The organism is Agitococcus lubricus, from assembly GCF_003051055.1.
GTDB classification, from domain to species: domain Bacteria; phylum Pseudomonadota; class Gammaproteobacteria; order Pseudomonadales; family Moraxellaceae; genus Agitococcus; species Agitococcus lubricus.
The window spans coordinates 75,081-91,181 of the sequence record NZ_QAON01000012.1 but is presented as its reverse complement, the minus strand read 5'-3'; the positions used below and the strand labels follow the sequence as shown (position 1 = coordinate 91,181).

Here is a 16,101-nt window from a genome sequence, read left to right as displayed (position 1 = left end):
CTATGAAACAATTATTGATTGTGGGACATACCCCTTCTGCAAACACCGAACAACTGCGTGAGGCGTTAGTGCAAGGGAGTCAGCATCCTGATATTGTCGATGTAGCCTGCGTTTATAAATCGGCATTAGACGCCTCTGCCGAAGATGTACTGGCTTGCGATGGCATTATTTTGTTTACGACCGAAAATCTGGGTTATATGAGTGGCGCACTCAAAGACTTTTTTGACCGTTGTTATTACCCTGTCTTAGAAAAGAAGCAAGGCTTAGCATGTGCTATTTTAATTCGTGCAGGCCATGATGGGACAGGCACACAACGGGCATTAAACACCATTTTGACAGGGCTGCGCTGGAAAATTGTACATGATATCGTTATCTTGCGCGGCCAATGGCAATCCTCTTTTGTAGCGGAAGCTGAGGAGCTGGGCTTGCATATGGCTGCGGGTTTAGAGGTAGGGATTTGGTAGTAGCGGCAGTTCGACTACCGCTAGATTTTATACAACAGATGCGCGGTGCTTAGAGTAATTTCTCAATATCCTTTGCGATATCTTCTGGCGCAGTTTGTGGCGCATAACGGTCAATGACATTGCCATTGCGGTCAACCAAAAACTTGGTAAAGTTCCATTTAATCGCATTCATCCCCAACAAACCAGGCGCAGCATCTTTAAGATGCTTAAATAACGGGTGCGTATCATCACCATTCACATCAATCTTGGCAAACATCGGGAAAGTCACCCCATAGTTTAGTTCGCAAAACTGACTAATTTCCTCATTGCTAGCGGGGTCTTGATTTAAGAATTGGTTGCACGGAAAGCCTAAAACAATAAAACCTTTATCTTTGTACTTTTCGTAAAGTGCTTCTAGCCCCTTAAACTGCGGGGTAAAACCGCATTTACTGGCGGTATTAACCACCAAAATGACTTGGCCTTTATATTCTGAAATAGGTTTATCTTGGCCTGTAATAGTTGTTGCTGAATAATCATAAACGCTTGGCATATTTTCACTCCTATTAAATTGTCAACACAAATGCCGTACATGCTTATAGCATGACTTTTAATGAATAGCGATGTTACTCTTTTGTCTGCAAAGACAAAGACGCCGAATTGACACAATACCTCAAGCCTGTTGGTTTGGGGCCATCAGGAAACACATGGCCTAAATGGGCATCACACTGTTTACAAACAATTTCGACCCGAATCATGCCATGACTCAAGTCACGGTGTTCAGCTATCGCCTCTTGGTTAATCGGCTGATAAAAACTCGGCCAGCCCGAACCCGACTCATATTTAGTCTGCGACGCAAATAAGGGCGTCCCACAGCAGCGACAGAGATACGTTCCTTCGATATGACAATTCCAATATTGGCCTGTGAATGCTCGCTCTGTCCCCTTTTGCCGACAAATTCTAAATTCTTCAGGCGATAACTCAGCCTGCCACTCGCTCTCTGACTTTATCACGTTGTTCATCATTTCACTCCTAATGACCTTGTGTTTGTTTATTTAGCGAAATAAAGCACGCTTGCCTACTGAACACGTCTGCTTTTTTCGTTAGAATCGACAGTCTAGCGCCACCATTAAACTGAATCTAAGGTGGGCTAAATGCGGTATCATTCAAAAAACGCGTCATTTACATGCCTATTCACGACATAACATGGGGTGTTTATTGGCATATTTGCCGTATCAGTGTATTTAGATTCTCAATCAATGAGTTTGTTACTATGGAAATTGCTAAATCTGCAAAATTACAAAATGTGTGCTATGACATTCGCGGCCCTGTGTTAAAAGCCGCCAACGCGATGGAAGAACAAGGCCATCGTATCATCAAACTGAATATTGGCAATCCTGCGCCATTCGGTTTTGAAGCGCCACAAGAAATTTTAGCGGATGTGATTACCAATTTACCAAACGCCATTGGTTATTGCGACTCCAAAGGCTTATTTGCAGCACGTAAAGCCGTCGTTCAGTATTATCAACAAAAAGGTTTATTTGTTGATGTGGGCGATATTTATATTGGCAATGGCGTTTCAGAATTGATTGTGATGGCGATGCAGGCTTTACTCAACAATGGCGACGAAATGCTGATTCCTGCGCCAGACTACCCGTTATGGACAGCCGCCGTGACGCTAGCTGGTGGCTCACCAACACATTACTTGTGTGATGAAAATAATGGCTGGTATCCTGATTTAGCCGATATTGAAGCCAAAATCACCCCGCAAACACGCGGGATTGTAGTCATTAACCCCAATAACCCCACAGGTGCGGTGTATCCCAAACCTATTTTAGAAGGGATTGTTGCACTCGCCCGCCGTCATAACTTAATTATTTTCGCTGACGAAATCTACGATAAAATTTTATATGACGGTGCTGAACACACATCAATTGCCACCTTATGCGACGATTTGTTATGTATCACCTTTAATGGTTTATCTAAATCATATCGGGTTGCGGGGTTTCGCTCAGGCTGGTTAATGGTCAGTGGCAATAAAAAAGCCGCCAAAGACTATATTGAAGGTTTAGATATGTTGGCCTCCATGCGTTTATGTGCCAATGTCCAAGCGCAATTTGCGATTCAAACCGCGTTAGGCGGCTATCAAAGTATTAATGATTTAATCTGTAAAGGTGGTCGTTTATATGAACAACGCGAAATTGCATGGCAAATGTTAAATGCTATTCCTGGCGTCAGTTGCACTAAACCCGAAGGCGCATTGTATTTATTCCCCAAGTTAGACCCCGCTATTTATCCTATCGAAGATGACCAAGCCTTTATCTTAGAGTTCTTACAAGCCGAAAAGGTGTTATTGGTACAGGGAACAGGCTTTAACTGGCCACATACCGACCATTTCCGTGTGGTATTTTTACCGCATATTGACGAACTTAAAGAAGCGATTAATCGTTTAGCGCGTTTTTTGGCAAATTATCGTAGCCGTTACAATTAACTCGTCAGTCAGCGTAGGGCAAATGACCTGTTTGCCCTACACTGCTGATGTTTATGCTTTGTATCAGTCATAAATTACATCAAAACAGCCTTCTATTTACAAAGCTACAATACTCCTGTCTTGTAAATCCTACCGTTTATCCATACCTTATTCATTGGACGTTTTAGTTCTAAAAAAGACTTTTAGGCTACCGTCGCTGATAAACCAATTCTTGAGTCTGCATAGTATTTTTATGCTTGCTCTATCGACTGGAGTATAAAAAACCATGTTTCGTATCGTGTTATTCCTGCTCACCAACTTGGCTATTGTGCTAGTCGCAGGCATTATTTTGAGTGTGTTGGGTGTTGGTGCGACACATAGCGCAGGGAATACGCTGAATCTTGCCAATTTATTAGTCGTCTGTTTTGTGTTTGGTATGGTCGGCTCACTCATTTCTTTATTCATGTCTAAATGGTTAGCTAAGCGCACCACAGGCACTGAAATTATTGAAACACCACGTACTGCCGAAGAACGCTGGTTGATGGATACCGTTGCCGAATTGTCCCAAAAAGCCGGGATTAAAATGCCAGAAGTCGGTATTTTCCCCAGTTTTCAATCCAATGCCTTTGCAACGGGTTGGAACAAAAATGCCGCTTTAGTCGCTGTTTCTAGTGGCTTGCTTGACCGTATGAATCGTGATGAAGTACGCGCAGTCTTGGGTCACGAAATCGGTCACGTTGCCAATGGTGACATGGTGACATTAAGTTTAATTCAGGGTGTAGTAAATACCTTTGTCATGTTCTTCTCCCGTATTATTGGTAACTTTGTTGACCGTGTGATTTTCAAGAATGAAGATGGGCCTGGTATTGCTTACTATGTCACCAGTTTGATTGCCGATATTGTGTTAGGTATCCTAGCTTCTGCGATTGTCATGTGGTTCTCTCGTCGTCGTGAATTCCGTGCCGACGAAGCAGGTGCTCGCTTAGCAGGCAAACAGTCTATGATTAACGCCTTACGTCGTTTACAAGCTGAACATGACATGCCAGACCAAATGCCAGCCGAAATGACTGCATTAGCCATTGCCGAAGGTAAGCGTGAAGGCTTCAGTTTGGCTGCATTATTTGCATCACACCCCGCGATTCCAGACCGTATTGCTGCCTTAGAAGCCTTATCTATTCCCAATGAAGTTCCACAAAATCAGTCTTTGTGGGGACACCGTTAAACTCCGATAAAAAAGGCGACTATCCGTCGCCTTTTTTATGCCTGCTTTATTCGAGATAATATAATTGCTGTTGCTGATACCCCGTTATCACGGTGATTAAACCTCGCCACGCCGCATTTAGATGCATATCGCCTGTATCTAAACGTAAAGCTCGTCCCATCAACCCCTGTAATTTATGGGGGGTTAATACAATCATTAGATTTTCTCGACCCATTTGACGCAAGATAGTCGGTGATAATTGTTGATTACCCCGCCCTAAAATAATGCCTTGCCCACCCGTTGCCGTTAAAATGACTTTACAAGGATAGCGTGCCATTAAATCGCCAATGTCTGTTTCGGTTAAATCTTGACCTATAAGCTGCTGATTTAAGAGCGCATCAAAACCTAATAAGGTATGAACATAACCTAAATTTGCCATAATGGCAGCACATGTACTGCCAACACCCAATAAATACACCACATCTGGCTCTAATAGCTCAATAACGTAAGCCGCAATGTCCATTTGCGCCAATTCGTCTGATTCAATGGTGGCACACTTCACTTGCTGCACTAAACGAATATCAACGGGCACGTTTAATTCGCCATAAAATCGGGTTTGTACTTTAGCTTGCTGTAATAATTGTTCATCTAAATCACGTACTTCGGCAGACTCAATCACTACACCCCCGCCACTAATGAGTTTTTCTATTAATGAGGCAGCGCTTTCTGGATTGATTGCAAAGACACCAGAGTGCATCTTCACGCCAGAGGGAATACCTAAAACAGGTACCGTTAAATTCAACTGGCACAAATCGCGTGCAGTACCATCACCACCTGCAAAAAGAAGTAAATCAATACCTTGCGCCACAATCGCTTGGGCAGCCAAATGGGTATCTTGTGCATTAGTTGTCACATCTGTCTCATAAACGACGGTGTGCTTCATCCCTAAGTCTGCTAATAATGCGGCTCCCATCAAATCGGATACCGTAAAAAAAGTCAGTTGCTCGACATACGGTTGTAACAGTTTTAGGGTTTGATACGCACGTTGATAGGCACGCGAATGCTGGGCAGTGAATATGTCTGGCCATAAGACTTGGTCACTGCCCTTCAACGCGATGGCACCGCCTAAGCCTGCAATCGGATTGATGATTAAACCGATACTTAACGAATGCAAGCAAGAATTATTCTCATGTTTCATAGATGGTTACAGATTTAGGCAAGTTTTTGAATACATTTGTAGTTGGCTTTCTTATACTGACTACATCAAGAAGCCAATACCCCGCAAACGCGCTAGGCAAGTGAGGTTGTTATGCAAATCGTCGACATGAACAAAAAATTTGACAACAATTTAGTTGACCTGCAAGCATTCCAAGGTGCAACCCTGCTCGACGAGCAAGGTCACGAAATTCCAATTACCGAAGAAATGATTGTGAATGCCTGTGATGAGTTAATGAAACTCTGGCATTTCCCTGCTAAAAAAGCAGCTTAAGTTCTATTATACGCCTATCTCTCTCTAGGTGATAATAAAAACCCTGTCTAAATAACAGGGTTTTTTATTGCTTATTAAAATACAACTGTCTTTTTATGCTATAGTCATTCTTTAGTTTACTGATATATAACAAGACCGACTATGCTCGCTAAATTTATTGCCAAAGGTACATTTGCCTTTACAGGTTGGACATTCAAAAACCAACTCCCTGCCGATATTAAACAATGTGTCATGATTGCCGCACCGCATACCAGTAATTGGGATGCACTATATACCCGTACGGCATTTGTGCTGATGGGTATTCCTGTCAAAATTACCATTAAAGACAGTTATATGCGTTTTCCTTACGGCCCCTTTGTCCGTTATTTGGGTGGGATAGGTATTAATCGTCGGCCTAAAAAAGCAGGTGAAGAGCGCGAAAGCATGGTGCAGTTAATGGCTGATTTATTCAAGACACATCCCGATTTAGTGATGTTAGTTACCCCTGAAGGCACACGCTCTTTACGCACGAAATGGAAAACAGGCTTTTATCATATTGCTGTCACAGCCAAGGTTCCGATTGCTTTAGGCTATTTAGACTACAACAAAAAGGAAGCTGGCGTAGGCAAAGTGGTTTATCCTAGCGGTAATATGCATAAAGATATGCACGAAATTATGGCATTTTATAAGCATATTGCTGGTAAACATCCCGAAAACTTTAGCGTAGATTTAGATTATCACGACTAAAAACTGCCGCATTCTCCCCCATTCCCTCTCTTAGCCTTGTTTCAGTCTAAGCGAATGGGGGATGACGTAGTATACGGCTTGCTTTAATCAGCCGACTTGCTAGCAAATAAGCGGGCACAACGCTGTTTAATATCATCCAAATAAGTATAGACCACAGGGACAACGACTAAGGTTAATAGTGTCGAGGTGATAACTCCACCAATAATAGCGTGTGCCATCGGTGCACGTTGCTCCGCCCCATCGCCTAAACCTAAAGCCAAAGGCAGCATACCCATGACCATTGCCATCGTTGTCATTAAAATCGGTCTTAATCGTGTTTTGCCTGCCATAATTACAGCACGGGTACGGTCTTCGCCTTTTTCTAGGGCTACCTTGATAAAATCAATTAACAAGATAGCATTTTTGGTCACTAAGCCCATTAACATAACCACCCCAATAATCGAGAATAAATTTAAGGTGCTGTTAAATATAAATAAGGCTAAAAATACGCCAATTAGCGACAATGGCAATGAGGTCATAATCGCGACAGGGTATAAAAAGCTGTTAAATTGCGAGCCTAAGACCATATAAATAAAGATAACCGCTAATAATAAAGCTGTCATCGCATACCCTGCAGATTCAGCCATATCTTTGTTAGCACCTTCTGTTTCAAAACGATAGCCTGCAGGCAATTTAATACTGTCTTGTAGTTTTTTAACATCGACACCAATATCGCCCGCAGGACGACCATCGGTGTTGGCCTGAATTAAAACTTCACGCATTAAATTACGCCGATTGATTTGTGCGGCACCTTCGCTAGCTTCAAAAGTCGCTACCTGCCCCAAGGGAATCATATAGGGCGCGTCGGTAATAGGATTCTTTTTCGTGCTGGCTAAATAAAGCTGACTCAAGTTTTCGAGGTCTTGACGTTCGCTTTCGGGTAAGCGTACACGGACATCATAATTCTCACCTTGACTGTCTTGCCATGTCGTTACCTCGTCACCTGCCAATAAGGGACGCAAGGCATTCCCAATACTGGCGACACTTAAACCTGCATCACTGGCTGCCTCTCGGTCAATATTGACAGCAATCGTGGGCTTACTGGCTTTTAATGACGACTCTATATCAACAAGTCCCTCTATTTTGCCCATACCTGCGGCAATTTCTTGCGAAATACGTTGTAGCTCTTTTAAGTCTGGCCCTTGTACACTGAGCATAATCGGCTTTAGCCCCCCCGAGACGGACTCTTTAGCAGCCGCCACCGAGGTAATACTAATGCCTGCGACTTGTGTTAAACGCGCTCTAATAATATTGATAAGCTGTTTTTGACTGAGTTGGCGTTGTTGTTTTGGCTTCAGTAATACCCGAATACTGGCTTGGTTACGGCCTGGGTCGGCACTGGTATTTACGGTGGCATAGGTACTAATCACTTCGGGGTAATGGCGGATAATCGCCTCTGCTTGATGCACTTTACTGAGGGTATATTCTAAAGACGCATCTTGCGCTGTTTCAAAGCTGACACCAATTTCGCTTAAGTCGGGCTCAGGAACAAACTCTTTACCGATTAAACCTGCCAACGAAAAAGCTCCTATTAAACTGGCTACAGCAATCCCCATTGTGATGCGACGATGACGCAATGACCATGCAATAACACGTGCATATACCTCACCTAACCAGTCTAAAAACAGGCCAAATTTATCCAATAGCCCGCCAAAACCTGTACGCTTTTCTCCGTGTTTATGTTTATCTGGCCATACGGATGACAACATCGGGTCTAGGGTAAAACTGACAAACATCGACAACAACACGGCGGCACTGACAGTAACACCAAATTGGTAAAAGAAACGACCGATAATACCGCCCATAAAAGCGACAGGCAAAAACACGGCAATAATACTTAGCGTGGTTGCCAACACGGCTAAACCGATTTCATTGGTGCCATCTAATGCGGCTTGATAATGATTTTTCCCCATCGCTGCATGACGTACAATATTTTCTCTGACTACAATCGCGTCATCGACTAGTAAACCAATACAGAGCGATAAAGCCATTAGGCTCATTAAATTGATGGTAAAACCAAAATAATAAATCGCAAAAATAGTTCCTAAGAGAGAAATCGGCAAGGTCAATCCCGTAATAACCGTACTGCGCCACGACCCCAAAAATAATAAAACAATTAAAATCGCTAAGGCGGCTCCTTCGAGTAAGGTTTTTTCGACATCTGCCAACGAGGCGCGAATGGATTTGGAACTGTCTGCAACCACGGTCATCGAGACGCCTGCGGGTAATTGCGGTCGAATTTCTGCCAACACATCATTGACTTTATCTACAACTTCAATGACGTTTGCACCTGAGCTTTTAATGACATCTACCGATACTGCAGCTTGACCGTTAATCAAGGCCGCCGACTCTAAGTCTTGCTCACCATCTAAAACATCAGCCACTTGCTCTAAATAGATAGGCTGACCTTGACGACGTGCAACAATCAGACGCTTAAATTGTTCAGGTTGCGCAATACGGCCTTTAATTTGTACAACTTGTTCTTGATTCCCTGCTTTTAAAGTGCCTGACGGCAGTTCTGCATTTTCAGCAGCTAATACGCGTAATACTTCATCCACACCAATACTGTAGGCTTGTAAGGCTTGTGGCTTTAAGTACACTCGAATTTCGCGTTTGACTTCACCTAAAATTTCAACCTTACCCACGCCCGATACGGTTTGTAAGCGTTTACTCAATTTTTGGTCGATATAGGTACTCAACTCCCGCAGCGGCAAGGTGTTGGATGTAAACGCTAAAGAGACGACGGGCACAGAGCCTGGGTTATAACGCTCAATAATCGGGTCTTTAATTTCGTCACGAAACTCAGTTTTTAAGACTGCAATTTTATCGCGTACATCTTGAACAGCGACACTGACTGGCACATTTAAGTAAAATTCAATCGCGACAAAAGAGCGGCCTTCATAAGAGGTTGAAATAACCCGTTTTACCCCTGAAATGGTGTTGACTGTATCTTCGATTTTACGAGTGACATCTGACTCCACAACTTCGGGCGATGCCCCTGGATAGTTGGTGGTGACAATCACAAAAGGAAATTCCACATTCGGAAATTCTTCCACCCCCACATCTTTGTAGGCAAATAAGCCCACAACCATTAGGGCAAACATCATCATCGCTGCAAATACAGGATTTTGCACACTGACGCGCGTTAACCACATAATGTATTACTCCGCTAATTTAACAGGCATATTTGCTGCCTGCTCGGTCAGCTGGACTAAGACAATCATGTCACCTGCTGCAAGCCCTTGTTTAACGACGGTTTTTCCTTGTCGACTATCGGTTGTGCCTAAAGTTACTGCTTGTTGTTGTAATTGTTTCCCTTGCACACGCCAGACATAAGGTTGCTGCTGTTGATAATGAATGGCTACCGTAGGTACTACGACACCTTGTTCGGCCTGCCCCAATTGCAGCCGTCCTTGCGCAAATAAACCCGCTTTTAATAATTGTCCCTGTTGATTCACACGGGCATAAAAGGTGACAGCACGTGTCGCACTGTCTGCGACAGGGTTAATCCGTGAGACTGTGGCATTAAACGTGTCGGTAAAACCTTGTATCGTAAAATCTACTCGTTGCCCAATCGTTAATTGTGCAACATGTTCGGCAGGGACAGTCGCAACCAACTCTAATTCTCGTAAATCAATCACATCTAATAATGGCGCATTCATGGCAACGGTTTGCCCCGTTTGGACATAACGCTTGGCAACAATACCCGTCATAGGGGCAGTAATGGTCGCATTGGCTAATGCTTTTTTAGCAATCAACAACAAGGCTTTTTGTGCTTTGACATTCTCAGCTTTGGCATTTGCCTCGGCAATGCCACGTTTATAATCAATATCCGATACATAACGCTGTTGGTGTAGTTCTTCATTACGTTGTTGTACGGCATTGGCTAACACTGACTCTGCATTTGCCGCGGCTAACGCCGCTTCTGCTTGATGTACGCGCGCCTCTAAATCTTGAGTAGCTAACCGCACTAATATTTGTCCTTTAGTCACCGTTTGACCTTCACGAACCAAGACTTCTGCTACAGCCGCGCCCACTTCTGTTTGTACCGTCGTAAAATTAAGGGCTTGTAATTGCCCTGTGATAGCCACATTCGACTGTACCGTTTGTATCTCTGCCTTCGTAACATCTGTGGCTGCCAGCTCTAAACTCGCCACCTCTTTTACTTGTGCAACCGTTGCTTGTGGCGCTTGTCCGCAGCCTGTCACCACTAAAGCCCCACCAATAATGGCGAGTACATGAATAAAGTAAGGTTTCATAATTGCCCCTGAGCAGATGGCGCAATCCCTTGCCATAAAATAGGAATAATTTGCTGTGCTAATTGCTTGATATCTAAATGCGGATTTGCTGTAGCAGCCGCCATCACACCATCAAAAATGACGCACCATAATACGGCCATATCTTGAGGATTGACTTGCTGACGGACTAAACCTCCCGCTTGCATGCCCTCGACAAATTCAGCCGATAATTGCCAAATATAATGATACAAGCCTTGTAAACGCTGGGAGATTTCTGGCTCTTGTGCCTGACTCATCACCTCTAAATATAAACGCAACCACTCTCTGTCTACCGCACAACGTGACCACGATTGGGCAAATAAGTGCATCACTGCCGCCTGTGCTTGCCCTTGTTGTGCTTGTTGAATGGCATACTGAATTTCGGCTGTCAGCGGAGAGGTATCTCGTTGCAAACGTGCATCTAATAGGGCAAAAAACAAGTCGTTTTTATTGCGAAAATGCCAATAAATTGCGCCTTTAGTCATACCTGCTGCTGCTGCTACTTCATCTAAAGAGGTTTTTTGCCAACCTTTTTGTGCAAAAACAGCCATTGCCGCACTTAAAATACGGTCACGGGTAATATTGGGCTGTTCATAGGCAAGTAGAGCGGGATAGTTTTCGGCAGAGCCTAAGGTTTGTAAGACATTTTCTACAGAGACATTGGCTAACTGTGCCAATAGCTCTACAGTCATCTCTTGAACAGCCATGTGTTGGCTCTGTTGTTTTAGGATAGCTATCAGTTTGTCACGCATAAAAACATACTCACTAGTATGGGCATACCATAGAGTATGTGATGGCTGCTGTCCATAGCACGCACTTAGATTTTTACACGCCAGACAGCGTATTCTGCCAATTGTTTTGCGGCGATACCGTGTTCATCCATCACATCAATCTGCACAGCAATGCGTACACGTCCTTTTTGCGCCAAGACTTGTGCACTTTTCACTAAAACATCGGCTGTAGGTAACGTTGCTTGAGCATAAAAATCGGTCAACACAGGCTTTTTATAATGAATATCGGCATGTACAACAGCCACCTGATAATCATACCGACCTTGTTGCCGCGCCCATAACATTAATAATGCCCATGCTGTGACCGTGGCTAAACTACTGATGCTGCCTGCAAATGCCGTCTGCTTATCATTATGATTGGCGACTAATGGTGCTGCCAAACTGAGATGCTGACCATCATAATGCCGTACACTTAACTGCATTGCCTTTGCCAAGGGAATATGTTCGCATAAAAACGCTTGCACAAACTCCCTAGCCTGTTCGTACATTAGGGCGCTTGCCATGTTTTCACAAACTCATCTACCGCCAATAACACGGTTTGTTTGGGTGGATTAACAGGTGTACCTAAGTAGATAAAACCTGCAATTTGCTCATGCTCTGTCACTGACAAAGCATTTTTGATGATTTTATGTTCTGTGACCCAACCCGTACGCCACATACTTGCAAAACCTTGTGCATGGATGGCCAATAAAAAATTTTGTACGGCCGCACCTGTGCTTAAGGTTTGTTCGACTGGAGGGACTTTATCGTCTTGTTTGAAGCTAGTAATTGCCACCACAATCATTGGCGCACGTAATGGCATTTTTAATAAGCGTTGCTGCTCGACGTCGCTTAGTGCAGGATTTTCCGCTAAACCTGCTTGTAAAAAATATTCCCCTAGTTGCTCGCGTGCCTTGGCTTCAATCACTAAAAAACGCCAAGGACGCAATAAACGGTGATCTGGTGCACGTAATGCTGCCTGAAAAGCCTGTTGTAATACTGAGTTTGCGGGTGCTGGCTCAGTTAATGCTCCTTGTGAGCTGCGGGTCATAAGGGCGGTGAGAGTATCCATGACTGTCCTATGAGCTAGAATGAACGCATCGGACAATAACATTTTCGGTTCAAGGTGTCAGCGCAAATTATTTACGCATATAAACAACAACGCTGTTAAATAAAGACTCAAATCAAACACGATATGAGTCTCTATCCACTAAACTTAAACGTGTAAACCACATTCGGTTTTGTTTTTACCCTGCCAACGCCCTTCTCGTCCTTCCCCTTTGGCCGTACAATGCGAACAACCGATGGAGGCATAGCCCTCTGCTACAAGTGGATGAAACGGTAAGTCATGCGTTTTTATATAGTTATCGCGGTCTTCACGACTGACATCAATCATGGGGTTAAACTTAATAATTCCTCGACGCTCTTCAAAAATCTCCAGAGTAGCACGGTGCTCAGACTCCCAGCCCATCAAACTAGAGACCCAAATATCGTATTGTTCTTTAATTAAATCTAAAGGTTGCACTTTGTTGACCGAACAACATAAGTCAGGGTCAGTCTCCCAAAGACGCTCATTGACGGCATATTGATAGTGATGCGGGTCTGGATGAACGTCTATCACGTCTAAATTAAATTTTTGCTGCAAAAAGTCACGATAGGCCAGTGTTTCTGGAAAATGAAAACCTGTATTGATGAAGTGAATTTTTTGCTTCGGATTAATACTGGCAATTATGTGCAGAAAATAGGCAGATGTGGCGGCAAATGAAGATGTGACCAAAATTTTATTGGCATCAAAGTCCTGATAAAGTTTGCTAATTCTTTGTTCAAAACTTAATTGTTTATACTGAGAATTCAAGCGATTAATTGTTTCCTGTGACAATCCTGCTCGGTTGGTTGTGCTCGTGATGAGCGATTGCGTACTCATAAAAACCTCGGTATTAGCTAATGCCTGTCAGTTAAGCCATTTTTGCTGACTTCGACTCCGCTCAGTCAACGCAAAAATGCGCCCTGAGCTTGGCCAGCCCTGAGCCAGCCGAAGGGTCGAAGGGCAGTTTTTAAGTGCCAATTTTTCTTAACTGACTGGCATTATCGGTATTAGCCCCACTACTTTCGATACTCTGCTAACGTCATATCTTATACAGTTTTAGGCATTTTTACATTTTTTGAACTCTTCTTCTATTATTGGGGGCAAATCTACAATTTTCATCTATTTTGTCTGATTTCTTTTGGTTTATAACTAGAAAATTGATTTTTTAATCTACAGTGTGTGAGTTATGCTCAAAAAAATACTATTTGCCCTTAGCTTTGTACTTGCACTTATCCTCAGTAATTATTGGGTGACTCATTTACCTATCAAAGTCAATACCATCAAACCTCAAACAGGTTCCTTGCAAGTCACCATTTTAGCGACAGGTCAAGTTCAATCCCCAAGTGCTAGTCTTATCAATCATGAAATAGCAGGCGTTGTCGTTGCTATTGCCAATGAAGGGCAAGCTGTTAAAAAAGGGGCGTTATTAGCCCGTACCGAAGACCCCGAAAATAGTGCCCTGTTGGCACAAGCGACACAAGCCGAAAGCCAAGCACTGTTACGTTTAAATCGACTCAAACGCATAGAGCGTAAACAAAGCCAGCATAATGCAGACAAGGCTACTCTGTTATGGCAACAAGCCGTACGTCAACATCAAGATAATCTCGCTCTCGCAAACACAGGTCAAATTAGTCCCGAACAACTCAGACTATCTGCCGAAAATATGGCACTCAAAGAACAGGATGTCAAAATAGCTACCCTACAACAACAGGCTTTACTTACGAATGGTATAGACGAAAAACTTGCCTTTAGCCAATGGCAACAAGCACAAGCACACGTTGCGCAACTACAGGCAAAAATCGACAAACAAACCAGCATAGCGCCTTTTGATGCCATTGTTTTAGAACGTAACGTGTCTGTAGGTCAGTATATAAAACAAGGGGATAACCTCTTAAAGATTGTTCCAGTGGGGCAACAGCAAATTATTGCGCGTTTAGACGAGCGTTGGTTATCCGAATTACACCTGCAACAGGAAGCCACCGTCGTTGCTGATGCCTATCCAGAACAAAAATTTATCGCCTATATCACTTATATTGCCCCCCAAATCAGTGATACACGGGGTACTGTTGAGGTTCGTTTAACGAGTAAACAATGGCCTGAGTTTTTGAGAGAAGGCATGACGGTTTCATTGGAGTTGAGCACACAAAAAATCAATCAGGCAGTTATTATTGACAGTAAGGCGATACAGCAAACAGGCAATCAATACTGGGTTTGGGTGGTAGACCAACAAAAAGCCAAAAAACAAACTATTCGTCTAGGTGAACGGAGTGGCAATCAAGTTCAGGTACTCTCAGGCTTGCGTGTAGACGCCCAAGTTATTATCACTGACCAACTATTGACTGATAGCCAACGGGTTACAGTCGCCGCCTCTGCGGAGTAATGTGTTATGGCATTGATAGAGTGGCAACTGGCCATTCGCTTTTTACGCGAAGGCAAAACACAAACCGCCTTAATTACGAGTGGTATTGCGTTAGGTATTGCTGTGATTATTTTCATCAGTGCCTTAGTTACAGGTTTGCAGGCTAATATTATTGAGCGAACCTTAGGAACACAGGCACATATTGTGCTGAGCGCACCAGACCGCACCTTATTAAGCGGCGTTGATGCACCCCTTATTTTTAGACAAGAACAAGCACGACCACAAAAAATAGAACCCATTTTGAATTGGCCACTGATTCTTAATGACCTCAAACAACATAGCGAGCTGAAAGCCATTTCGCCGTTTACGTCAGGGGCAGCTTTTGCCTTACGTGGCCAAGCCGAAAAAGCCGTCGCCCTGATTGGGATAGACCCTGATGCCTATCGTCAAATCATTCCACTTGAAAACTATATTAAGGCAGGACAAATCCAACTGGCCAGTGACGAAGCCATGGTGGGTGAACGCTTGGCGACCGACTTAGGCTTAAAAGTAGGTGATAAATTGACCTTAGTGACAGCGAGTAATCGCTCACTGATTGTACGTATTACCGCTATTTTTGCATTAGGCGTGAAAGACCCAGACCAACGCTGGGTATACTTATCGTTACGCTCTGCTCAAAACCTACTCAATCTGACGGGGCAAGTGACAGGTATTGATTTACAAGTTAAGACGCTGTTTGCCGCCGAAAATATTGCTCAACAACTGCAACGGCAATATGGTATTCGTGCCGATAGCTGGATGGCCTCCAATCAGCAATTGATGACAGCTCTCAAATCACAAACAGCATCAACGACGATTATTCGATTTTTTGTCCTCATTTCTGTCGCGTTTGGTATCGCTAGCGTGTTGGCAATTGCTGTCGTACAAAAGCAAAAAGAAATTGGTATTTTACGTGCTATGGGGCTAAGTCAACATGCAGTATTAATTAGCTTCTTAATTCAAGGCGGGTTATTAGGCTTATTAGGGGCGATTATTGGGACTGTCGCAGGTATTGGCTTAGGGCAATTATTTTCCTTGTTTGCGCGCAGTCCTTCGGGTGAGCCACTGTTTAACTTAGCCTTGACCAATGAGTTAATTGCCAGTTCCATGTTGGTTGCCACTGTGACAGGTTTGTTAGCGGCGGCTGTTCCCGCCTATCGCGCCGCCAAATTAGACCCTGTACAAGCGATTCGTTACGGATAAA

The 16,101-nt window shown here is 43.6% G+C and carries 16 protein-coding genes; 7 read left to right on the top strand and 9 right to left on the bottom strand.

All coding sequences use genetic code 11. The features are described from left to right. Positions 1–2 precede the first annotated feature (2 nt). Positions 3–464: a flavodoxin family protein gene (locus tag C8N29_RS12065; protein WP_107866319.1), complete on the top strand. Its 462-nt coding sequence runs from the start codon at positions 3–5 to the stop codon at positions 462–464. A gap of 49 nt (positions 465–513) precedes the next feature. Here C8N29_RS12065 and C8N29_RS12060 read toward each other — a convergent pair whose 3' ends face one another. Both C8N29_RS12060 and msrB read right to left on the bottom strand, forming a co-directional pair. Beyond that, on the bottom strand, positions 514–993 hold the full coding sequence (locus tag C8N29_RS12060; RefSeq protein WP_107866318.1) for a glutathione peroxidase: 480 nt from the start codon (positions 991–993) through the stop codon (positions 514–516). A 73-nt stretch (positions 994–1,066) separates the two neighbouring features. Beyond that, positions 1,067–1,462 (bottom strand): peptide-methionine (R)-S-oxide reductase MsrB, encoded by a 396-nt coding sequence (gene msrB, locus C8N29_RS12055; RefSeq protein ID WP_107866317.1) that lies wholly within the window; start codon positions 1,460–1,462, stop codon positions 1,067–1,069. A 251-nt stretch (positions 1,463–1,713) separates the two neighbouring features. On the opposite strand from msrB, the gene C8N29_RS12050 reads away from it, so the two are divergent. Next, positions 1,714–2,931, top strand: a complete 1,218-nt coding sequence (locus C8N29_RS12050; protein ID WP_239987146.1) for a pyridoxal phosphate-dependent aminotransferase — start codon at positions 1,714–1,716, stop codon at positions 2,929–2,931. 265 nt (positions 2,932–3,196) lie between these two features. Further along, positions 3,197–4,132: a protease HtpX gene (gene htpX, locus C8N29_RS12045; protein ID WP_107866315.1), complete on the top strand. Its 936-nt coding sequence runs from the start codon at positions 3,197–3,199 to the stop codon at positions 4,130–4,132. 46 nt (positions 4,133–4,178) lie between these two features. Here the strand turns inward: htpX and C8N29_RS12040 are convergent, their stop codons facing one another. Beyond that, entirely contained in the window at positions 4,179–5,309 is a 1,131-nt protein-coding gene (locus C8N29_RS12040; RefSeq protein ID WP_107866314.1) for an ATP-NAD kinase family protein, read from the bottom strand. 111 nt (positions 5,310–5,420) lie between these two features. Between C8N29_RS12040 and C8N29_RS12035 the strand changes: the two genes are divergently transcribed. Then, entirely contained in the window at positions 5,421–5,600 is a 180-nt protein-coding gene (locus tag C8N29_RS12035; protein ID WP_107866313.1) for a PA1571 family protein, read from the top strand. A gap of 141 nt (positions 5,601–5,741) precedes the next feature. Next, positions 5,742–6,326 (top strand): 1-acyl-sn-glycerol-3-phosphate acyltransferase, encoded by a 585-nt coding sequence (locus C8N29_RS12030; protein ID WP_107866312.1) that lies wholly within the window; start codon positions 5,742–5,744, stop codon positions 6,324–6,326. Positions 6,327–6,409: 83 nt separating this feature from the next. On the opposite strand, the gene C8N29_RS12025 is transcribed toward C8N29_RS12030, so the two are convergent. From C8N29_RS12025 to C8N29_RS12000, 6 genes are all read right to left on the bottom strand, one after another. Continuing rightward, complete coding sequence (locus C8N29_RS12025) at positions 6,410–9,520, bottom strand: efflux RND transporter permease subunit (protein WP_107866311.1); 3,111 nt, start codon at positions 9,518–9,520, stop codon at positions 6,410–6,412. A 6-nt stretch (positions 9,521–9,526) separates the two neighbouring features. Continuing rightward, entirely contained in the window at positions 9,527–10,624 is a 1,098-nt protein-coding gene (locus tag C8N29_RS12020) for an efflux RND transporter periplasmic adaptor subunit (protein ID WP_170106975.1), read from the bottom strand. Then, a complete protein-coding gene (locus C8N29_RS17325; RefSeq protein ID WP_107866309.1) occupies positions 10,621–11,394 on the bottom strand; it encodes a TetR/AcrR family transcriptional regulator in 774 nt (257 codons plus the stop codon). Before C8N29_RS17325 ends, C8N29_RS12020 begins: the two co-directional genes overlap by 4 nt. Before the next feature lie 65 nt (positions 11,395–11,459). Next, the gene (locus C8N29_RS12010; RefSeq protein ID WP_107866308.1) at positions 11,460–11,936 is read right to left on the bottom strand and encodes a YiiD C-terminal domain-containing protein; all 477 of its coding nucleotides are present in this window, start codon (positions 11,934–11,936) and stop codon (positions 11,460–11,462) included. After that, a complete protein-coding gene (locus C8N29_RS12005) occupies positions 11,921–12,484 on the bottom strand; it encodes a nitroreductase family protein (RefSeq protein ID WP_107866307.1) in 564 nt (187 codons plus the stop codon). Before C8N29_RS12005 ends, C8N29_RS12010 begins: the two co-directional genes overlap by 16 nt. Before the next feature lie 144 nt (positions 12,485–12,628). After that, positions 12,629–13,336, bottom strand: coding sequence for a phosphoadenylyl-sulfate reductase (locus C8N29_RS12000; protein WP_107866306.1), 708 nt, complete (start codon positions 13,334–13,336; stop codon positions 12,629–12,631). A 349-nt stretch (positions 13,337–13,685) separates the two neighbouring features. Here C8N29_RS12000 and C8N29_RS11995 point away from each other — a divergent pair, with 349 nt between their 5' ends. Together C8N29_RS11995 and C8N29_RS11990 are read left to right on the top strand one after the other, a co-directional pair. Then, positions 13,686–14,879: an efflux RND transporter periplasmic adaptor subunit gene (locus tag C8N29_RS11995; RefSeq protein WP_107866305.1), complete on the top strand. Its 1,194-nt coding sequence runs from the start codon at positions 13,686–13,688 to the stop codon at positions 14,877–14,879. Between the two features lie 6 nt (positions 14,880–14,885). Continuing rightward, entirely contained in the window at positions 14,886–16,100 is a 1,215-nt protein-coding gene (locus C8N29_RS11990; protein ID WP_107866304.1) for an ABC transporter permease, read from the top strand. The last annotated feature ends 1 nt before the right edge of the window (position 16,101 follow it).